Source organism: Streptomyces neyagawaensis (assembly GCF_023516595.1).
Taxonomy (GTDB): Bacteria; Actinomycetota; Actinomycetes; order Streptomycetales; family Streptomycetaceae; genus Streptomyces; species Streptomyces neyagawaensis.
In genome coordinates this window covers 41,877-62,491 of sequence record NZ_JAMGBG010000023.1, presented here as the reverse complement: position 1 = coordinate 62,491, position 20,615 = coordinate 41,877, and the positions used below count along the sequence as shown (strand labels likewise).

Sequence of the window (20,615 nt, the reverse complement as noted above, 5' to 3'; positions counted from 1 at the left end):
CTGCCGGCGAAGGGGATGCCGGGTGCCGGAGGTGCTTCCTCCGGCACCCGGAGCGGGACGCTATCGGCCGGACCCGGCCCGGCCTCGTCGGTACAGGATGGCGCCGCCCGTCAGCAGCAGCACGGCGATGCCCGATGCCGCCATTACCTGCTCACCGACGCCGGTCTCGGGAAGGGCCGGCGGTTGTGCCGGGGGCGAGACCGGTGGCTTCCGCGGCGGGACGCCGACCGAGGGGGGCTGGTGCGGTGGCCCGGGCGGTGACTTCACCGGCGGCGTGGTGGCGGGCGGCGTGGTGGGGGGCTTCGTAGGCGGTTTGTCACCGTCGCCGCCGCCGTCGTCACCGTAGCCGCCGTCTTCGCCATAGCCGCCGTCGTCGTCACCGTAGCCGCCGTCGCCGTACCCGGCAGCCTCGCCGTGAAGCCAGTGGTCGCCGGCGCCGCCGAAGCCGCTGTCGTCGTCGCCGTACCCGGCAGCCTCGCCCTGACGCCAGTGGTCGACGACGCCGCCATCACCGCCGTCGCCGTCACCGTAGCCGCCGTCTTCGCCGTACCCGGCGGCCTCGCCATGACGCCAGTGGTCGCCGTGCTGACGGCCGTCAGCCGGGGCGAACTCACGGGCCGCAGCCCGCGTCCCGCTGAGGTCGGGGCCGCTGATGCGGGACTTCACGGGGGACAGGTCGGGCGTGGTGCTCATGTGGCTGTGCTTGGGGCCGGCGCTTGCGGGACCGTCCCCCAGGGTGTGGAGGGCACTGTCGCCGGGCAGAGCAGCAGGTGCGCCGGGTGAGCCCCCCGGGGTCTTCTCGGAGGGCGCGTCCGCGAGGGCCGGCGTGCCGTACAGGGACAGAATGCTCGTCGCGGCGGCGGCCACGACCATTCCCCTGCTCAGGTTCTGTCGCAATCTCTTGTCTTCCTGGTCGAGCCATGTGGAAATGCCGGCTCTGGAACCGGAACGGGTCCAGAGCCGGCCCGTGTCGCAGCCGTTCCGCTGGTGGTGCGCGGCTCCTGTTCGAGTCGTCGCACCGGACGCGCCGACGCCGACCGCGTACGCGTCAGGTCCTCTCCCTCTTCCCGCGACTGCGTCGGGGAGCGGCTTCACGCCTGCCGTGGTTTCTCCGCCGCTTGATTTTCTGACTGGTGAGATGATGGGATCCTGTGAAGTGCCAATATCGGCAGCCGGGGCAGCGGTAGATCCGGTCCGGAATCTTTTCGATCAGCGGTTGTCTGACAATCCAGAGACGCGCCTCACCCTCACTACGAAATGAGGCTTTCCCCGTATCCGGACAACGCGGCAGGACGCTCATGTCACTCATTCCGCTCCGATGCACACGATTTTCCGATCACCTGCGGTATGACTATTTCGCGATGATCGACTCTGAATCAGAGAAAGAGAAAGCGCCTCTCCCGCGATGGATGAGGATGTTTCCTCATCCACCCTTCAGGGAAAGACGCTTTCAGGAAGAAACACGATCCCTCACGGAATCGAGAACGGGTGCCCCTGACTGCCGCAGCGGATCTGGACAGTCACGAAGCGGAACCAGGAGCTCCGTTCACCTCTTCGACGTCAGTTGGGGATGATGTCGTTGACGGTGCCGCTGATGTCCCCGATCAGAGACTGGTCCCCGCCCTCGTTGTCGTCGCTCGTCGCGTTGTTGTTGTAGATGTTGGTGTAGCCGACCTGGCAGTTCGGCACCGGGCCGTTGCCCGTCGACTCGGCGCTCGCGCCGTCGCCGTCCGCCTCGGTCTCGGCCACGGAGTTGCCGCAGATGTACGGGTCGTCCGGGTGGCCCCCGCCGAAGGCGGTGGCAGCCGTGGCGGAACCCGCAACCAGGGCCACCGCAGCGAGGGTCGAGGCGGCGCCCAGCTTCATGGTCTTGCGCATTTAAATCTCCGTTTCTCAGTTCTTTCCGCTCGGAAGAACGGGACCGATACTGCCCCAACCACCCGAGCCCGCACCACTTGAGAGGGCCCAGGCCCCGGATATTCATCCATACGGACCCGAATGGCGATTGATATGAATTAAAGAACGCCCAGGTCAGGCCGGACGGGTCATCTAATGGAGTAATGGCACAACACCTGGGAACCGAGTTGAACAACCATTCAATCCCGATCCCCCGGCCGAATATGCATGCGGGCGACCGCCGCCGCCCGTCCGGGCCCGACAATCGTGGGACGGGCGACGGCGGCCGTTTCGGTCAGGCGGGTGCCGGCAGACGAACTGCGGCAGGAACGCAGATGGTGGTGGTCTGGCCGTTGGCCAGCAGCGTGGCGCAGACCTGCGGGACCCTGGGCACCGTGATGGTGACCGACTGCCGAATATCCGCCTGAACGGTCTGCTGCAGACTTGCGAGTTCGACGCCACTCGCGGTGATCCTTGCACCGACGGTCTGCGTCTCCTGGCATTGGACGCTGACGGTGATCTCACTGGTCGCCGCGCGGTCGACCTTCTGCAAGCCGACCGAGCAAGGGAAGTCTGCCTGTGGTGCGGCGGCCTGCGCCGGCGCGGCGGCGAAGAGCGAAGCGGACGCCAGCAGCACGGTGGCCGCTGAGCTGAGCATGCGGTGAGACAAAGGTCCTCCCAGGTACTGGGACAGCCGCCAACGGGCAGCCGGCCCTTGATCGCGGCACCTGAATGCCCGTTAGGTGCCTTTCCTGGATGATGCGACCATAGGGCCCAGAACCACGCAACGCGGGTACTCCGGTCGGCCGAGGCGGCGCCGGTTCCGAGGGTGTCAGCCGTGGTAGAGCGCCTCGATCTCCTTCACGTACGCCGCCGTGACCGCGTCACGCTTGATCTTCATGGACGGGGTGAGTAGTCCGTTCTCCTCGCTGAACTCGCCCTCGACCAGCTTGAACTCACGGATCGACTCGGCGCGGGAGACGGCCCGGTTGGCGTAGTCCACGGCCCTCTGGACATCGGCGCGCATCCGGGGGTCGGCGACGATCTCGGAGAGCGGGGTGTCCGGGGACATCCCGCGCACGTGCAGCCAGTGGCTGACGTCCTCGGGGTCGAGGGTGATCAGGGCGGCGACGAAGGGCCGGTTGTCGCCGACGACGATGCACTGGCCGACCGGCGGGCGGCTGCGGAGGCGGTCCTCCAGGACGGACGGCGAAACGTTCTTGCCGCCGGAGGTGACGAGGATGTCCTTCTTGCGGCCGGTGATGGTGAGGTAGCCGTCGTCGTCGAGGGCGCCCAGGTCACCGGTGGCGAACCAGTCGTCGGTGAGGGCGGCGTCGGTGGCGACAGGGTCGTTCCAGTAGGTGCCGAAGACGATGCCGCCCTTGATGAGGACCTCGCCGTCGTCGGCGATGCGGATCGCGGTGCCGGGTACGGGCCGGCCGACCGTGCCGGGGCGGGGCCCCAGCGGCGGGACGATCGTGGCGGCGGCGGTGGTCTCGGTGAGGCCGTAGCCCTCGTAGATGATGATCCCGGCGGCGTAGAAGAAGAGGTTGAGGTCGCGGTCGAGCGGGGAGCCGCCGCTGATGGCGTAGCGCATACGGCCGCCCAGCTCACTGCGGATACGGCGGTAGACCAGCGTGTCGTACAGGGCCCAGGCGGCATACAAGCCGGGCGTGGGGCCGGGGCCCCGGTCGAGGAACTTGTCCAGGTAGGCCTTGGCGAAGCGGACGCCGACGCGGTGGGCGCGGTCGAAGGAGGCGCCGCGGCCTATGCGTTCGGCGGTGGCGCGGCCGGTGGCATGGATCCGCTCGAAGAGGTACGGAACGCCCACCAGGAAGGTGGGGCGGAACTTCTTGAGCGCGGGCCGCAGTTCGTCGGGCTTGATGCTCGGGCAGTGGCCCAACTCGATCCGGGCCAGCATGCAGGCGATCTGGATGGTGCGGCCGAGGATGTGGGCGAGGGGCAGGAAGAGGAGCGTCGAGGCGACCTGGCCGGTGATCTCCTTGAAGATCGGGTGGAGCAGCTCGACCGTGTTGGCGGCCTCCGCGTACAGGTTGGCGTGGGTGAGGACGCAGCCCTTGGGGCGGCCGGTGGTGCCGGAGGTGTAGCAGATGGTCGCGGCGGTGTCCGGGGTCAGGGCGGCGCGGCGCTTGGCGACCTCGTCATCGGGGACGCTCCGGCCGAGGTCGGCGAGGACGTCGAGGGCGCCCTCGTCGAGCTGCCAGACGCGCGGGGGCCGGGAGTGGCGGGCGGTGGCGGTGGCGACGGCGGCCGCGTTCTCGGGGGTCTCCACGATCACGAAGTGGGAGCCGGAGTCGCGGACGATCCACTCGATCTGTTCCGGTGAGGACGTGGCGTAGATCGGGACGGACTGGCCGCCGGCCGCCCAGACGGCGAAGTCGAGGACGGTCCACTCGTAGCGTGTGCGGGACATGACCCCGACCCGGCCGCCCGGTTCGAGGCCGGCCGCTATCAGCCCCTTGGCGGTGGCGGTGACCTCGCGGGCGAAGTCGGTCGCGGTGACGGGGTGGAACGTGCCGTGGGCGTCGGCGCGGCGCAGGACCACCGCGTCCGGGGCCTCGGTCGCGTTGCGGAAGGGGAGGTCGGCGGTGCTGCCGGTCGCCGGCCGTGCCGCCAGGGCCGGGGTGCGCGCCTCGCGGACGACGCCGTGGTCGTCCTTGATGACCTCCACCTTGATACGGCTTGCCAGGTCACTGCGCTGCTTCGCCTGGCTCAAGTCCTTGTGTACGCCCATGACGGCTCCCGGTCGCGGCTGCGCTGGTGTGCTGCCGTCCTCGTTCTCCTGCAGGGCAGCTCAACTTACCGGTAAGTAAGAAGAATTCAATGGTGGCGTCGGTCACCAGGACGGCCTGGTTCCCCGGGGGTTCCGCCGTTCGGCGAACCCCCGGGGCGGGCAGCCTCCGTGCGGTCCGCTCGCTACTCGGCCGGCGGACAGCGCACCCCTGGCGCGACCCGGCAGATGTTGTCGGCGCGGATGCCGGAGGCGTCCTCGGTGATGTCGAAGAACACGCGCTCGCCCGCGAGGAGCGTGCGGTCCGCCCGGCCGTGCACCGCGGAGCGACACGCGGCGACGTCCGGCGCCCCGCCGTCCCGTGAGATGACGCCCACCCCCCGGTCGGGGTCGAACCACTTCACGACACCGCTCGGCACAGCCACCCCCGGCATCCTCGGTACAGCCGCCCCCGGCATCGGCACGGCCGTCCCCGGCATTCGGCGACACCGACGGAGAATTCACCCGGCTTCCGTCCACAGGAACGCGGGACGACACCCCAGGACAGGGCCGACATTCTTGTCCGATAAACCCATGACTCTGAACAAGGGAAACTTGTCCTTCCGATTCGCGCCATGCCGGTGAGCAGACGTATCACTCGACCGCACACGAGCATGGGAAGAAACATGAACGGCACCATCACCTCAGGAGACCTCCGCCTCGAAAACGGCGCCCGCCCGGCGCCGTACGGCACGTTTTCCAGAACGTCACGCGACCCTCGCCGCGCAGTGGCAGGCCGACGCCGGGCGGTCCGCGGCACGGGTGTGCCCGGCGTGCCGCTCCCGTGGCCGCCCTCCGTCACCGCCTGACGGCCACGGCCCTCCGACCCCTCACCTTGCCCCTGAGGGGGATCCACCGTCGGCCGGACTCAGCGCCGTGCCGATCGGGTGCCCGCATGCTGCGGGCGGGCCGTACCCCGGCCCCGTCGCTCCCCCGCACGCGGCGGCGGTGGCGGCGTGCGGGCCTGCCGGCGTCATCCGCACCGGCCGCCGCCGCGAAGGCGCGTCCCCGCGGGCCGCCCTCCGCACACCAGGCATCGCCGCCGCGTGGCGGCCTGGGCGGCGAGGGTGCCCAGGGCCTGCTGGAGCGCCGTTTCCACAGCGGCGGGAACGCACAGCGTGCCCGCTCCGTCGGGCGGAACCAACCAGCGCAGACGCCCCGCGGCCCGATACGGCGCGGGCACCGTCACCCACGCGCCCTTCCCGAGGTACCGGATGTCCGAGCCGACCCAGCGGCCCGAGGGATCCGGCGGCAGGAAGAAGCCCACTCTGCGCGCGACGACGTCGGCCAGCACGGGGCCGGGCGCCCGCGGAACACGTAAGAGGACGTCCAGGGCGGGCACGCCCAAGGCCTCCGGCACACTCAGCACGTCCCAGAGCCGTCCGCAGGACAGCATCGCGACGCCACTTTCTCCCTGCCACTGCCTCTTGCAGTCATGTGGATCGGTCGCGGCGGCGGCGAGCCACTCCGTGGCATGCCTCCTGAGGGTTCGCATGAGGTTCCTCCGGATCCGTGGGAAACGGCGATATCCCCCTCATCACCCAGGCTGGTCAGACCCGGCCCATTCATGCTGATGGATTTTTCTACTGTGCGGAAGGGGTGGCGCACCCTGGCGAATTCGCGAGAAATTCAACACCGAACCATGCGCTCCACTGCATTTTACATATAGCCGAAGAATACGAACAGAATTCCATCACGGGTGCGGTTCACGCCGTCAAGGCGAAGAAAACCCTCACCCCTTTCAGCTAAGGGCGGTCACCGCGGCGAGGCGGCCGGAGGCCCCGGACCGCGTGCGGACCGCGTAGAGGGCCGTGACCGTGTGGCCCGGACCGACCGACCTCTCCGCAGTCGACGCGGTCATCACGGAAGTCCTCGTCGGCGACCCGGCGGTCGTCGTCGCCGATGAGCCGGTACTCGGCGACCGTCTCAGGGTCGAACGCCACCGGGCCCCGGCGTCACGGCGAGGGCACCGGGATGTGCGCCACGCGGCGTTGCGGTTGGGTTGCGATGCGGCCACGGCCGGGGGCGAGACCGGTGGGTGATCCTCCGTTGGCCTAGGAGACGACGTCCTTGCGCCCGAAACCGCGGAAGGCCAGGGCGAACAGCACGAGGGCGTACGTTGTTGACAGCGAGACGCCCTGGATCATGTCGTCCCACTGGGGCTGCGGCTGGACGGCGTCGAGCCAGGCGTACTGCCAGTGGGCGGGAACGAAGTCGCGCCAGTCACCGAGAGCCGTCACCTCGTCGAGCACGTTGCCGAAGATGGTCAGTCCCACCGCGCCGCCGACCGCGCCCAGCGGCGCGTCCGTCCTGGTGGAGAGCCAGAACGCGAGCCCAGCGGTGACCAGTTGCGACACGAAGATGTACGCCACCACGATCACCAGGCGCTGGCCGGCTGTGCCGGCGGACAGTGTGCCGCCGACGGGCAGTTGCAGTGGGCCCCAGCCGTACGCCGCCGTGCCGACGGCCAGGGCGACGACCGGCAGCAGCACCATCGCGCCCAGGCTGAGGGTGAGCCCGACGAGGAGCTTGGACCACAGCAGCCGGGCTCGCGGCACGGGTGCCGCGAGCAGATAGCGCAGCGACGACCAGCTCGCCTCGGAGGCGACGGTGTCCCCGCAGAACAGCGCCACGGGGATGACGAGGAGGAAGCCGGCGGAGGCGAACAGGTTCACCGCGGCGAAGTTCGCCCCCGACGCCGTGGCCGTGTCCATCAGGTTCACCCGGTTGTTGCCCTCGCCCGGCCCGCCGAGCTGGAAGGCGATGAGCAGCACGAGCGGCAGCGCGGCCAGTATCCCGCCCATGACGAACGTGCGCCGTCGTTTCAGCTGCCGTACGAGCTCGATACGGAACGGCAGGGTCTGGCCCGCCCGGTAGCCGGAGGCCACCTCGCCCGACTCTGCTGCGAGCGTGCTCATCCGGAACCTCCGATCAGGGTGAGGAAGACGTCCTCCAGACGGCGGTGGGGGCCGAGGGAGGCGACGGGCACGTCCAGCCGGACGAGCTCGACGAGGAGTCGGGCAGCGGCCGCGGAGCCCGGGGCGCCGGGGGCGCCCGCCTGCGGACCGGCTGCCGCCGAGGACTCGTCGGCGTGGGGCGCGACCGCCACGGCCACCGGGCCGGCGGCCTGTTGGGCGCCGTCCGTGTCCAAGGCCGCGGCCGAGCCGGAGACCGTCCCGGAGGCCCGCGTCCCGTTACCCGAGGGCGGTGTCGACGGCGACGGCGACGGCGACGGCGCGAGCCGTACCAGCAGGCCGCCCTCCGTTCGTACCGCCGTCTCCACCTCCGGCAGCGCCGACACCTTGTCCAGCACCGGGTCGGTGATGTCGGAGGCAAGGCCGACGAGCAGGGTGTCTCCGCCGCCGATGATGTCGCCGACAGGGCCCGCCTGGACCAGTCGGCCGCGGTCCATGACCACCAGGTGCGTGCAGGACTGCTCTACTTCCGCCAGCAGGTGGCTGGAGACGATGACCGTGCGGCCGCCCGCCGCATAACGGATGACGACCTCGCGCATCTCGCGTATCTGCGGCGGGTCGAGACCGTTGGTCGGCTCGTCGAGGATCAGCAGGTCGGGCAGGCCGAGCATGGCCTGGGCGATGGCCAGGCGCTGGCGCATGCCCTGGGAGTAGGTGCGCACCGCGCGGGCGAGGGCGTCGCCGAGGCCGGCGATCTCCAACGCCTCCTCCAGGTGGGCGTCCTCGGCGGGGCGGCCGGTGGCCCGCCAGTACAGCTCCAGGTTCTCCCGGCCGGACAGGTGCGGGAGGAAACCGGCGCCCTCGACGAAGGCGCCGACGCGCGAAAGGACGGGTGCGCCCGGCACGATCGCGTGGCCGAAGACGCGGATCTCGCCGCCGTCCGGCTGGATCAGGCCCATCAGCATGCGCAGGGTCGTGGTCTTGCCGGCGCCGTTCGGGCCGAGGAGACCGAGCACCTGGCCCTTCTCGACGCGGAAGGACAGGTCGCGGACGCTGTACCGGTCGCCGTTCTTGTACTTCTTGCTGAGGTCGGTGATCTGGAGCGGGACCTCGGCGAGCGCCGGATCGGGGGCGGGCGTCGTGATGCGGCGGCGGCCGGTGACGAGCAGGACGGCCGCGACGGCCGCGCCGCCGATCGGCAGGTACCAGACCCAGGCGGGCAGGATGTCCGAGCGGTCGGCGCCGCCGAGCGGGGTCGGCACCTCCAGGTCGCCCTTCAGGGAGACGGTGTACGTCGCCGGAGCGGCCGGGGAGGCGTAGCCGAGGTCGGTGGAGGCGAGGACCAGGCGCAGGCTGTGGCCGTCGTCGAGTTCGTGGTCGATGGCCGGGAGGGTGATCCGCACGTCCTTGCCGGCCTTGGCGCCCTCGACCCGCACGGGCTGGACGAGCTGGGAGGGCAGCACCTGGGAGGCGCCGCCGCGGCCGACGTCGTAGACCTTGGCGAAGAGGACGGCGTCGTCGCTGGTGGACTTCACATGGACGGTCGCCGTGGGCGAGCCGGTGATCTGGAGGTCGTCCGTGACGGGCCTGGACTGGAAGGCGGCGAACTGGCCGGGGAAGTCCAGCGACAGGCTCACGCCGAGCGAGGACAGCTGGGAGAGGCCGCCGGCGGCGCCGCCGATGCCGGGCAGGGCCGAGAGGGCGGGCGGGCTGGCGCCGGCCGGGTTCTCGAAGCTCTGCTCGCGTCCGGTGAGGGCGATGGACCGGCGGTCGCTCTCCAGGCCCGGGTAGGTGTCGTCGGTGGTGCCGCTCAGGCGGGGCTCGCCGTCGCCGGAGCCGGTGCCGAGGGTGCGGGTGACGCGGAACGCGGAGCCGGTGTCGGCGCTCTTGTCGCCCTTGAGGTAGCGGTCGAACCAGGCCTCGACGCGGGACTGGACGCGGCCGGTCTCCATGTCGCCGCCGTCGTGGCCGCCGGAGATCCAGTCGACGTCGACGGGCGCGCCGTTGGCCTTGATCGCCTTGGCGGCGGCGTCGGCCTGGCCTAGCGGGAAGAGGGAGTCGGTCTGGCCCTGGAGCAGCAGCGTCGGCACCTTGATGCGGTCGCCGACGGCCTCGGGGCTGCGCTCCTCAAGGAGCTTGATCGCCTGCGCGTCCGGCTCGCCGGACTCGGCGACCCGGTCGTACATCGCGCACAGGTCGGCCTCGAACTTGGCGCAGCCGCCGCCGGTGTTGAAGAACAGGCCGGCCCAGAGCTTCTTGAACACGCCGTTCGGGAACAGGGCGTCCGCGAGGTTCCAGTAGGTAATGGCCGGGGCGATGGCGTCGACCCGGTCGTCGTACCCGGCGGCCAGCAGGGAGATCGCCCCGCCGTAGGAGGCGCCGGCGGCGCCCACGCGCGGGTCGCCCTTCTTGTCCAGCTGGACCTCGGGGCGCTTCGCGAGCCAGTCGATCAGCCGGGAGACGTCGGCGACCTCGGCCTTCGGGTCGTTCAGCCCGATCTTTCCGGTCGAGTCGCCGAAGCCGCGCGCCGACCAGGTCAGCACGGCGTAGCCGTCGCGGGCGAGGTCCTCGGCCTGGCGTCGTACGTCGTTCTTGCTGCCGCCGAAGCCGTGCCCGAGCAGGACGGCCGGACGGCGGCCGGTGGCGCCGGAGGTGAAGTACGAGGTGTCGATGCGGACGCCCTCGCCCATGGCCATGGCCTGGTCCGTGCGCTTCACCGGCGCCGCCTCGTCCGAGGCGGTGGCCGTCCAGGTACCGGCCCCGGCGAGCACGACGACGGCGGCCACGGCGGCGAGGGCCCGCCGCGGCCGCCGCCGCAGCGCCCCGCGCAGTCGCGGCCCGGTCAGTCGAAGATCCATGCGTCAACGGTACGGGGCACCGGGGGTGACCCACGGCACCCTCGGGGCGGAGGAGTGGGCCATCCCACGGTCGTACGGGAGGAATTCGGCATACAGCGGTCGCGGTATGCGGGGGCGCGGGACGGACTCGACAGCAACCTGATAAGCGGGGACGGCCCGGCGGTCGCCCGCTTCGGTTCCCCACACCCCGGACATGCGGCTCCCCGCACCCTGAGGGGGTGCGGGGAGAGGGAGGCCGGGCCTCAGTGGTTGCGCGGGAAGCCCAGGTCGACGCCGGTGGGGCCGTCGGCCGGGTCGGGCCAGCGGGTCGTGACGACCTTGCCTCGGGTGTAGAAGTGGGTGCCGTCGTTGCCGTAGATGTGGTGGTCGCCGAAGAGGGAGTCCTTCCAGCCGCCGAAGGAGTGGTAGCCGACGGGGACCGGGATCGGGACGTTCACGCCGACCATGCCGGCCTCGACCTCCAGCTGGAAGCGGCGGGCGGCGCCGCCGTCCCGCGTGAAGATCGCGGTGCCGTTGCCGAACGGCGAGGCGTTGATGAGGGCCATGCCCTCCTCGTAGGTGTCCACGCGGAGCACGCACAGGACGGGGCCGAAGATCTCGTCCTGGTACGCCTTGGCCGACGTGGGCACCTTGTCGAGGAGCGAGATGCCGATCCAGTGGCCGTCCTCGAAGCCGTCGACCGTGTAGCCGGTGCCGTCGAGGACCACCTCGGCGCCCTCGGCCGCCGCGCCCGTCACATAGGAGGCCACCTTGTCGCGGTGGACCGCCGTGATCAGCGGGCCCATCTCGGACGTCGGGTCGTTGCCGGGGCCGATCTTGATCTTCTCGGCGCGCTCGCGGATCTTGTCCACCAGCTCGTCGCCGATCGCGCCGACCGCGACGACCGCGGAGATCGCCATGCAGCGCTCACCGGCCGAGCCGTACGCGGCGGAGACGGCGGCGTCGGCCGCGGCGTCCAGGTCGGCGTCCGGGAGGACCAGCATGTGGTTCTTGGCGCCGCCGAGGGCCTGGACGCGCTTGCCGTTCGCGGAGGCCGTGGTGTGGATGTAGCGGGCGATCGGGGTGGAGCCGACGAAGGAGACCGCCTTGACGTCCGGGTGCTCCAGGAGACGGTCCACGGCCACCTTGTCGCCGTGGACGACGTTGAAGACACCGTCGGGCAGGCCGGCCTCGGCCAGCAGCTCAGCGATCTTGATGGACGCCGAGGGGTCCTTCTCGGACGGCTTCAGCACGAAGGTGTTGCCGCACGCGATGGCGAGGGGGAACATCCACATCGGGACCATCGCCGGGAAGTTGAACGGCGTGATGCCCGCGACGACACCCAGCGGCTGGCGGATCGAGGAGACGTCCACGCGGCTGGCGACCTGCGTCGACAGCTCGCCCTTCAGCTGCACGGTGATGCCGCACGCCAGGTCGACGATCTCCAGGCCGCGCGCGACCTCGCCGAGCGCGTCCGAGTGCACCTTGCCGTGCTCGGCGGTGATCAGCTCCGCGATCGCGTCCCGGTTGGCGTCCAGCAGCGCCCGGAACTTGAACAGGATGGAGGTGCGCTGGGCCAGCGAGGACTGGCCCCAGGTGACGAAGGCCTCCTTGGCGGTGCGTACCGCCGCGTCGACCTCGTCGACGGTCGCGAAGGCGACCTTGGTGGTGACCGCGCCGGTCGCCGGGTCCGTGACCGGCCCGAACGTACCCGACGCGCCCTCGACGGTCTTGCCGCCGATCCAGTGGTTGACGATCTTCGTCATGCCGAAAGACTCCTTCTTACAGATGGCGGCGTCGGGTAGAGACGTGCCGGTCGTACTCCTCGCGTGCCTTGACCGCCGACGCTCGGGTCGCGGTCTCGGCCACAGGTACATCCCACCAGGCCTGCGCCGGGGGCGGGCCCGACACTGTGTCTGCGGTTTCGGTCTCCACGTAGACACAAGTGGGAGTGTCGGCGGCCCGTGCCTCCGCGAGGGCCGCCCGCAGGTCGCGGACCGTCTTGGCGCGTAGGACGCGCATGCCGAGGCTGGCCGCGTTGGCGGCGAGGTCCACCGGCAGCGGGGCGCCCGTGAACGTGCCGTCGTCCGGGTTCCGGTGCCGGTAGGCGGTGCCGAACCGCTCCCCGCCCACCGACTCCGACAGGCCGCCGATCGAGGCGTACCCGTGGTTCTGCACCAGCAGCACCTTGATCGGCACGTTCTCCTGGACGGCCGTCACGATCTCCGTCGGCATCATCAGATACGTGCCGTCGCCGACCAGCGCCCACACCGGGCGCCCGGGAGCGGCCATGCGGACCCCGATCGCGGCCGGGATCTCATATCCCATGCAGGAGTAGCCGTACTCCAGGTGGTACTGGTCCCGCGACCGCGTCCGCCACAGTTTGTGCAGGTCACCGGGGAGGGACCCGGCCGCGTTGATGAGGATGTCGGACTCGTCGGCGATCTCGTCGAGAAGGCCGAGGACCTGGGCCTGGGTGGGCCGGGTGTCCGGCTCCTCCGCCTCGTAGCAGGCGTCGACGCGGTGCTCCCAGCGCTGCTTGTCCTCGCCGTACTCGGCGACGTACGCGTCCGCGACCCGGTGGCCGTGCAGCTCCAGCGCCTGCGTCAGTTCCTCCAGGCCGGCCCGCGCGTCCGCGATCAGCGGCAGCCCGGAGAGCTTGTGGCCGTCGTAGGGCGCGATGTTGAGGTTGAGGAAGCGGACGCCGTCGGCGGCGAAGAGGGTGCCGGAGGCGGTGGTGAAGTCCGTGTACCGGGTGCCCACACCGATCACCAGGTCGGCGGTGCGGGCGAGTTCGTTGGCCGTCGCGGTGCCGGTGTGGCCTATGGCACCGACGTCCTGCGGGTGGTCGTACCGCAGGGAGCCCTTGCCGGCCTGCGTGGAGGCGACGGGGATGCCGGTGGCGTCGGCGAGTTCGGCGAGCACCTCCTCGGCGCGGGCGTGGTGGACACCGCCGCCGGCGACGATCAGCGGACGGCGAGCCTCGCGGATCACCCGTACCGCGTCGGCGAGTTCGGTCGAGTCCGGCGCGGGTCGGCGTACGTGCCAGGTCCGTTCGGCGAAGAACTCCTCCGGCCAGTCGTACGCCTCCGCCTGCACGTCCTGCGGCAGCGCGAGCGTCACGGCGCCCGTGTCGACGGGGTCCGTGAGGACCCGCATCGCCTGGAGGGCGGCCGGGATCAGCGCCTCGGGGCGGGTGACCCGGTCGAAGTACCGCGACACCGGGCGCAGCGTGTCGTTGACGCTGATGTCGCCCGCGTACGGCACTTCGAGCTGCTGGAGGACCGGGTCCGCGGGCCGGGTCGCGAAGGTGTCGCCGGGCAGGAGCAGCACCGGCAGGTGGTTGATGGTGGCGAGGGCGGCGCCGGTGACGAGGTTGGTGGCGCCGGGGCCGATCGACGTCGTCACGGCGTGCGTGGACAGGCGGCCCGACTGGCGGGCGTAGCCGACGGCCGCGTGCACCATGGCCTGTTCGTTGCGGCCCTGGTGGTACGGCATCACGTCGGCGTACTCGACGAGGGCCTGGCCGAGGCCCGCGACGTTGCCGTGGCCGAAGATGCCCCAGGTGGCGCCGATCAGCCGCTGCCGCTCGCCGTCCCGCTCGGTGTACTGGGCGGCGAGGAACCGCACCAGCGCCTGCGCCACGGTGAGCCGCGTGGTCCCGGTGGTCATCGGTATCCCTCCGTGTGATCCGGGTGGAAGCAGATCCGCCATTGCCGCTCGGTGCCCGGACCGGCCATCACATTCAGGTAGTACATGCTGTGGCCGGGCTGCGCGATGGACGGGCCGTGCCAGCCGTCGGGGACGAGGACGGCGTCACCCGAGCGGACCTCGGCGAGGACGTCGGAGCCTCCCTCGCGGGAGGGGAACACCCGCTGGTAGCCGAAGCCGTTCGGGCCGTCGATCTCGAAGTAGTAGATCTCCTCCAGCTCGGTCTCCTCCCCCGGCCGGTTCTCGTCGTGCTTGTGCGGCGGGTACGAGGACCAGTTGCCGCCCGGGGTGATGACCTCGACGGTGATGAGCTTGTCGCACTCGAAGGCGTCGGCGGAGGCGAAGTTGCGCACCTGGCGAGCGCAGTTGCCGCTGCCGCGGTCTTCGACGGGAACCTCCGGCGCGGGGCCGTAGCGGGCGGGGAGTCGTCGCTCGCACCTCGCTCCTGCCAAAGCGAAGCGGCCTCCCGCGCCGGAGGCGATCTGTACCCGGGCGTCGCGGGGCGCGTAGACGAAGTCGGAGACTCCGGCGAACACGTCCTCGCGGCCCAGGATGTCGAACTCTGCGGTGCCGTCGCCGTCCGATTCGTTCGGATCCTCCGATACCCGAACCGTACAGGCGCCGTTGAGGGACAGCACGATCCATTCGCTGTCCCCGGTGGTGAAGGTGTGCTCGCCGCCCGGCCCCAACTCCACGACGCGCAGGCTGCTGTGGGTCCAGCCGGCCTGCTCGGGGCCGATGTCGAGGGCGTACCCCCCGTGGGCGGTCGTCCCCTTGGGGACGTACAGCTCGGTCTTGTGTGTCATGCGGCCCTCACAGCAGTCCTACGGCGGTGTCCACGGCGGCGGTCACATCGTCGTCCGCCGGGTAGAGCAACGAGCGGCCGACCACCAGGCCCTGGACGGTGGGCAGTTGCAGGGCGCCCCGCCACTTCTCGTACGCCCCCTCCTGGTCCTCGCCGACATCTCCGCCGAGAAGGACGGCGGGCAGGGTCGAGGTCTCCATGACGCGGGCCATGTCGTCGGGGTTCTCGGTGACGGGCACCTTCAGCCAGGTGTACGCCGAGGTGCCGCCGAGTCCGGCGGCTATGGCGATCGACTTGGTGACCGCGTCGGCGCAGAGGTCGTTCCTGACCTTGCCGGTGACGGGGTCGCGGCGGCTGATGAACGGCTCGACGAAGACGGGGAGCCGCCGCTCGGCCATGGCGTCCACGGCGTGCGCGGTGGACTCCAGGGTGTCGAGGGAGCCCGGGTCGTCGTAGTCGACGCGCAGCAGCAGCTTGCCGGCGTCGAAACGGAGCCGCTCGATGTCCTCGGGGCGGTGGCCGGTGAAACGGTCGTCCAGTTCGAAGGAGGCGCCGACGAGCCCGCCGCGGTTCATCGAGCCCATGACGACCTTGCCGTCGAGGGCGCCGAGGAGGAGCAGGTCGTCGAGGATGTCGGCGGTCGCGAGCACCCCGTCGACGCCGGGCCGGCCGAGGGCCAGGCACAGCCGTTCCAGGAGGTCGGCGCGGTTCGCCATGGCGAGCTTGCGGTCGCCGACGGAGAGCGCGCCGCGGGCCGGGTGGTCGGCGGCGACGATCATCAGCCGTCCGGAGTCACCGATCAGGGGGCGGCGGATGCGGCGGGCGGCGGCCTCGGCGATCGCCTCGGGGTGGTGGACCCGGGTGCGGACCAGGGCGGAGACGTCGACGCTCACCGCACTTCCCCCGCCGTGACCGCGGCCTCGATCTCCTCGGTGGTGGGCATCGCGGAGGAGCACTCAAGGCGGGAGGCGACGATGGCGCCGGCGGCGTTGGCGTGCCGCATGATCCGCTCCAGGTCCCAGCCTTCGAGCAGGCCGTGGCAGAGGGACCCGCCGAAGGCGTCTCCGGCACCCAGTCCGTTGAGGACGTTCACCGGCAGCGGCGGCACCTCGGCCGTCGTGCCGTCGCGGTGCACCGCCAGGACACCCTTGGGGCCCTGCTTCACCACCGCGAGTTCCACCCCGGCGGCCAGCAGGGCCTCGGCGGCGGCGTGCGGCTCGCGGACGCCGGTGGCGACCTCGACCTCGTCCAGGTTGCCGACGGCGACGGTGGTGTGCCGCAGGGCCTCCTCGTAGAACGGGCGGGCCGCGGCCGGCTCGGTCCAGAACATGGGGCGCCAGTCGAGGTCGAAGACCGTCGTGCCCGCCTTGGCCCGGTGGGCGAGGGCCGCGAGCGTCGCCGTGCGGCTGGGCTCCTCGCTCAGACCGGTGCCGGTGACCCAGAAGATGCGGGCCTCGCGGATGGCCTCCAGGTCCAGCTCGTGGGCGTCGATCTCCAGGTCCGGCGCCTTGGGGCGGCGGTAGAAGTACAGCGGGAAGTCGTCCGGCGGGAAGACCTCGCAGAACGTGATCGGGGTGGCGAGGCCGGGGACCGGTGTCACCCAGCGGTCGTCGACGCCGAAGTCCCGCAGCGCCTGGTGGAGGTACTCGCCGAACGGGTCCTCGCCCGTGCGGGTGATGACGGCGGTGTCCCGGCCGAGCCGGGCGGCGGCCACCGCGACGTTCGTCGCCGATCCGCCGAGGAACTTCCCGAAGGACGTCACCTGCGGCAGCGGGACCCCCGTCTGCAGCGGATAGAGGTCCACACCGATCCGCCCCATGGTGATCAGGTCGTACGCCATCGAGTTCCCTTCGCGCTCCGGTTCCGTCAAAGGTCTAGCTCCGCGAGAGCGACCCTGTCAATGTTTTGTCCAGACATTCGGACTACCTATTGACACCCTTGGGTTCCGGCCCGAAGCTGGCCGCCATGACGTCGTTGTCACCTGAGTCCTCACTCTCGCGCATCCGGATCGGCTCGGCGCCCGACTCCTGGGGTGTGTGGTTCCCCGACGACCCCCAGCAGGTCCCCTGGCAGCGCTTCCTCGACGAGGTGGCCGCCGCCGGCTACGAGTGGATCGAGCTGGGCCCCTACGGCTATCTGCCGAAGGACCCCGCCGTTCTCGCCGAGGAGACGGCCAAACGTGGCCTGAAGGTGTCGGCCGGCACGGTCTTCACCGGGCTGCACCACGGCCCCGACGTCTGGGAGAAGACCTGGGCGCACGTCGCCGACAACGCGGTCCTCGCCCAGGCGATGGGCGCCAAGCACCTCGTCGTCATCCCCTCCTTCTGGCGGGACGACAAGACGGGCCAGGTGCTGGAGCCCAGCGAGCTGACCGTCGAGCAGTGGCGGCACCTCACCCAGCTCACCGAGCGGCTCGGGCGGGAGGTGCGGGAGCGGTACGGCCTCCAGATCGTCGTCCACCCGCACGCCGACACCCACATCGACAGCGAGGAGAACGTCGTCCGCTTCCTGGACGGCACCGACTCCTCGGTGGTGTCCCTGTGCCTCGACACCGGGCACTACGCGTACTGCGGCGGCGACAGCGTCAAGCTGATCGAGACGTACGGCGAGCGCATCGGCTATCTGCACCTCAAGCAGGTCGACCCCGAGATCCTGGCGGACGTCCGGGCCAAGGGGACGCCGTTCGGGCCGGCCGTGGCGCAGGGCGTGATGTGCGAGCCACCGAAGGGCGTGCCCGAGCTGGGGCCGGTGCTGGCGGCCGCGCAGAAGCTGGACGTGGATCTGTTCGCGATCGTGGAGCAGGACATGTATCCGTGCGAGCCGGACGCTCCGCTCCCGATCGCCCGGCGGACGCGGGCGTTCTTGAGGAGTTGCGGGGCGTAGGCGCGCCGCTGCGTGAGCCGGGTGCCGTGCGGCGCCGGGGGACTGCGCGTCCGTCGCGGGCCGCGAGTGCGTCGTGGTTGGCCGCGCAGTTCCCCGCGCCCCTTTGGGGGTGGGCGGTCGCGTGCGAGGTGCACCCTCGTTCGTCACGGGCGTCACGAATGACACCCCTTCGTCACAGATGTCACGTGTACGCGGGGCTTGTGTCACATGCGGGGCACAGCGGCTCTCCGGGGGCACCGTGCGTCGTTGAGCGAGCACAGGTTTGTGATCACCAGCGCTGTGCCCGGCTCCCCCGACGGTCGTCCCGGCCGCCGCCGCGGTGCGCGCGGGGAGGTGCCACTGATGACCGACCGACGCCTCTGGTCGTACAAGGACATCGCGGCGCACATCCGTGTGCAGCCCGACACCGTCCGCTCCTACCGCAAACACGGGCTGCTGCCGCCGCCCGACCATGTGGAGGGCGGCAAGCCCTACTGGTACGCGGACACGGTCCGCGCCTGGGTCGCGTCGCGACCCGGCAACCGGGGGCGCAGGGCGGTCGACTGACGGCCGCGCTTAATCGTTTGCCCCGGCCTTCTCCCCCTGCCGAGGATTCCGGGATGAGCTTCTCCGAGAAACCCGTACTCACCGGCGAGCGGGCCGTCCTGCGGCCCTTCACCGTGGACGACACCCCCGTGATGGCCCGCATCCTGACCGACCCGGACGTCATCCGGCTCACCGGGAGTCAGGACGGGGCGTACGACATGGAGAGGCTGCGCACCTGGTACGGAAACCGAAGCGAGCAGACCGACCGGCTCGATCTCGCCATCGTGGACCGGGCGAGCGGGGAGCTGGTGGGCGAGGTCGTGCTCAACGACTGGGACGAGCCCAACCGCGCCTGCTGCTTCCGCATCCTGATCGGCCCCGCCGGGCGCGACCGCGGGCTGGGCACGGAGGCCGTGCGCCTGACGGTCGGCCACGCCTTCGAGCGGCTCGGCATGCACCGCGTCTCGCTGTACGTCTTCACGCACAATCCCCGCGCCCGGCGCGCCTACGAGAAGGTGGGGTTCGTGGCCGAGGGCGTGGAGCGGCAGACGCTGTGGCAGGACGGGGAGTGGATCGACGCCGTACGGATGTCGATCCTCGCCCCCGAGTGGGCCGCGCACCGCGGGCGCCCGGGGGCCGGCCGACCGGACCTCACGGCCCAGTGACCGCCGCGGGCCACGGTGCCTGGCGGCCGGCTGAAGCTTGCGGCCCGCCGACCGTGGCGGCCGTCTGGCCATTGGGGCCCGCGACCCTGACTGCCCGCTGGCCCCCTGCCGGCCGGGTGACCCCGAGGCCCGCCGACACTAGCGGCCCGCTGCCACCCTGCCGGCTGGCTGAAGCTTGCGGCCCGCCGACCGTGGCGGCCGGACGGCCATTGGGGCCCGCGACCCTGACTGCCCGCCGACCCCCTGCCGACCGGCTGACCCCGAGGCCCGCCGACCCTAGCGGCCCGCTGCCACCCTGCCGGCCGGCTGAACCTTGCGCCCCGCCGACCCTGACGGCCGGATGGCCATTGGGGCCCGCTGACCCTTGCGGCCGCCGACCGTGATGGCTGTTCGGCTCCCGGCACGACGACCTCCGACCGGCTGACCGTTGCGGCCCGTTGCCCGCCCACGGCCCGCTGACCTTCACGGCCCGCTGACTCTCATGGTTCGGCGGCTGTGGCGGCGGTCGGTCCCCGCTCGGTGGGCGTCAGGTGCGGTCCATCCACGGTTCGATGACCGTCACTCCGCTGCCCGGCGCCGTGCCCAGGGCGGCCAGGGCCTCGGGGGCGGCGTCCAGCGGGATCGTCGACGTCACCAGGAGGTCGGGGCGCAGGACGCCCGAGCGGACCAGTTCCAGCATGGGCGGGTAGGCGTGGGCAGCCATTCCGTGGCTGCCGAGGAGTTCCAGTTCCAGGGCGATCGCGCGGGCCATGGGGACGGGGGTCGTGCCGGTCGGTGACGGGAGCAGGCCCACCTGGACATGGCGGCCCCGGCGGCGGAGGCTGCCGACCGACGCCGCGCAGGTGACCGGCGAGCCGAGCGCGTCCAGCGAGAGATGGGCGCCGCCGCCGGTCAGGTCCCGTACCGCCTCGGCCGTGTCCTGGACCGCCGAGGCGTCCACGCAGGCCGCCGCGCCGAACGTCCGCGCCAGCTCCAGGGCCCGGGGCGAGACGTCGACGGCGACGACCCGGGCGCCGGAGGCCGCCGCGATCATCACCGCCGACAGGCCCACTCCCCCGCAGCCGTGCACGGCCACCCACTCGCCCGCCGCGACCCGGCCCTGCGCCACCACCGCCCGGAACGCCGTGGCGAACCGGCAGCCCAGGGAGGCCGCCGTGCCGTACGACAGTCCCTCCGGCAGCGCCACCAGGTTCACGTCGGCGTGGTCCAGGGCCACGTACCGGGCGAACGAGCCCCAGTGCGTGAACCCCGGCTGGGTCTGCCTCTCGCACACCTGCTGGTCCCCGGCCGCGCAGGCGGCGCACCCGCCGCAGGCGCACACGAACGGGACGGTGACCCGGTCGCCCGGCTGCCAGCGGGTCACCCCGGCGCCGACCCCCTCCACCACACCGGCCAGTTCATGGCCGGGGACGTGCGGCAAGGTGATGTCGGGGTCGTGGCCCATCCAGCCGTGCCAGTCGCTGCGGCACAGGCCCGTGGCCTCGACGCGGACGACCACGCCGTGGACCGCCGGGGCCGGGTCCGGCACGTCCCGTACCTCGGCCGGCTCACCGAACCGCTCGAACACCACCGCGCGCATACGCCCTC

The 20,615-nt window shown here is 71.4% G+C and carries 17 protein-coding genes and 1 pseudogene; 3 read left to right on the top strand and 15 right to left on the bottom strand.

Features of this window, described 5'->3' with window-relative positions:
• Window positions 1-60 precede the first annotated feature (60 nt).
• From M8J73_RS11730 to iolC, 14 genes and pseudogenes are all read right to left on the bottom strand, one after another.
• A complete protein-coding gene (locus M8J73_RS11730) occupies window positions 61-897 on the bottom strand; it encodes an LPXTG cell wall anchor domain-containing protein (protein WP_249828584.1) in 837 nt (278 codons plus the stop codon).
• A gap of 663 nt (window positions 898-1,560) precedes the next feature.
• The gene (locus tag M8J73_RS11725) at window positions 1,561-1,878 is read right to left on the bottom strand and encodes a hypothetical protein (RefSeq protein ID WP_055537661.1); all 318 of its coding nucleotides are present in this window, start codon (window positions 1,876-1,878) and stop codon (window positions 1,561-1,563) included.
• Between the two features lie 313 nt (window positions 1,879-2,191).
• Complete coding sequence (locus tag M8J73_RS11720) at window positions 2,192-2,554, bottom strand: hypothetical protein (RefSeq protein ID WP_055537660.1); 363 nt, start codon at window positions 2,552-2,554, stop codon at window positions 2,192-2,194.
• Window positions 2,555-2,728: 174 nt separating this feature from the next.
• Complete coding sequence (locus M8J73_RS11715) at window positions 2,729-4,651, bottom strand: AMP-dependent synthetase/ligase (RefSeq protein ID WP_055537659.1); 1,923 nt, start codon at window positions 4,649-4,651, stop codon at window positions 2,729-2,731.
• A gap of 182 nt (window positions 4,652-4,833) precedes the next feature.
• Window positions 4,834-5,073, bottom strand: coding sequence for a cold-shock protein (locus tag M8J73_RS11710; RefSeq protein ID WP_240501094.1), 240 nt, complete (start codon window positions 5,071-5,073; stop codon window positions 4,834-4,836).
• A 587-nt stretch (window positions 5,074-5,660) separates the two neighbouring features.
• Window positions 5,661-6,182 (bottom strand): hypothetical protein, encoded by a 522-nt coding sequence (locus M8J73_RS11705; RefSeq protein ID WP_055537658.1) that lies wholly within the window; start codon window positions 6,180-6,182, stop codon window positions 5,661-5,663.
• Between the two features lie 258 nt (window positions 6,183-6,440).
• Window positions 6,441-6,639: pseudogene (locus M8J73_RS11700) on the bottom strand (YfbK domain-containing protein); the annotation flags it as partial.
• 102 nt (window positions 6,640-6,741) lie between these two features.
• Window positions 6,742-7,605, bottom strand: coding sequence for an ABC transporter permease (locus M8J73_RS11695; protein ID WP_055537656.1), 864 nt, complete (start codon window positions 7,603-7,605; stop codon window positions 6,742-6,744).
• Complete coding sequence (locus M8J73_RS11690) at window positions 7,602-10,460, bottom strand: alpha/beta fold hydrolase (RefSeq protein ID WP_055537655.1); 2,859 nt, start codon at window positions 10,458-10,460, stop codon at window positions 7,602-7,604. Before M8J73_RS11690 ends, M8J73_RS11695 begins: the two co-directional genes overlap by 4 nt.
• Before the next feature lie 242 nt (window positions 10,461-10,702).
• Window positions 10,703-12,205 carry a CoA-acylating methylmalonate-semialdehyde dehydrogenase gene (gene mmsA, locus M8J73_RS11685; RefSeq protein ID WP_055537654.1) on the bottom strand — a complete coding sequence of 501 codons (1,503 nt, stop codon included), beginning with the start codon at window positions 12,203-12,205 and terminating at the stop codon, window positions 10,703-10,705.
• Between the two features lie 16 nt (window positions 12,206-12,221).
• Window positions 12,222-14,111, bottom strand: coding sequence for a 3D-(3,5/4)-trihydroxycyclohexane-1,2-dione acylhydrolase (decyclizing) (iolD, locus tag M8J73_RS11680; protein WP_055537653.1), 1,890 nt, complete (start codon window positions 14,109-14,111; stop codon window positions 12,222-12,224).
• On the bottom strand, window positions 14,108-14,956 hold the full coding sequence (gene iolB / locus M8J73_RS11675; RefSeq protein ID WP_055537652.1) for a 5-deoxy-glucuronate isomerase: 849 nt from the start codon (window positions 14,954-14,956) through the stop codon (window positions 14,108-14,110). The genes iolD and iolB overlap by 4 nt, the downstream gene beginning before the upstream one ends.
• A gap of 7 nt (window positions 14,957-14,963) precedes the next feature.
• Entirely contained in the window at window positions 14,964-15,848 is an 885-nt protein-coding gene (locus M8J73_RS11670) for a Cgl0159 family (beta/alpha)8-fold protein (protein ID WP_055537651.1), read from the bottom strand.
• Window positions 15,845-16,795 (bottom strand): 5-dehydro-2-deoxygluconokinase, encoded by a 951-nt coding sequence (gene iolC, locus M8J73_RS11665; RefSeq protein WP_055537650.1) that lies wholly within the window; start codon window positions 16,793-16,795, stop codon window positions 15,845-15,847. The genes M8J73_RS11670 and iolC overlap by 4 nt, the downstream gene beginning before the upstream one ends.
• Window positions 16,796-16,920: 125 nt before the next feature.
• Between iolC and M8J73_RS11660 the strand changes: the two genes are divergently transcribed.
• The 3 genes from M8J73_RS11660 to M8J73_RS11650 all read left to right on the top strand — a co-directional run bounded on the left by M8J73_RS11660 (window position 16,921) and on the right by M8J73_RS11650 (window position 19,028).
• Entirely contained in the window at window positions 16,921-17,838 is a 918-nt protein-coding gene (locus tag M8J73_RS11660; RefSeq protein ID WP_055537662.1) for a sugar phosphate isomerase/epimerase family protein, read from the top strand.
• A gap of 342 nt (window positions 17,839-18,180) precedes the next feature.
• Complete coding sequence (locus M8J73_RS11655; protein ID WP_055537649.1) at window positions 18,181-18,384, top strand: helix-turn-helix transcriptional regulator; 204 nt, start codon at window positions 18,181-18,183, stop codon at window positions 18,382-18,384.
• A gap of 53 nt (window positions 18,385-18,437) precedes the next feature.
• Window positions 18,438-19,028, top strand: coding sequence for a GNAT family N-acetyltransferase (locus M8J73_RS11650; protein WP_055537648.1), 591 nt, complete (start codon window positions 18,438-18,440; stop codon window positions 19,026-19,028).
• 526 nt (window positions 19,029-19,554) lie between these two features.
• On the opposite strand, the gene M8J73_RS11645 is transcribed toward M8J73_RS11650, so the two are convergent.
• Window positions 19,555-20,607, bottom strand: coding sequence for a zinc-dependent alcohol dehydrogenase family protein (locus M8J73_RS11645; protein ID WP_055540768.1), 1,053 nt, complete (start codon window positions 20,605-20,607; stop codon window positions 19,555-19,557).
• Between the last annotated feature and the right edge of the window lie 8 nt (window positions 20,608-20,615).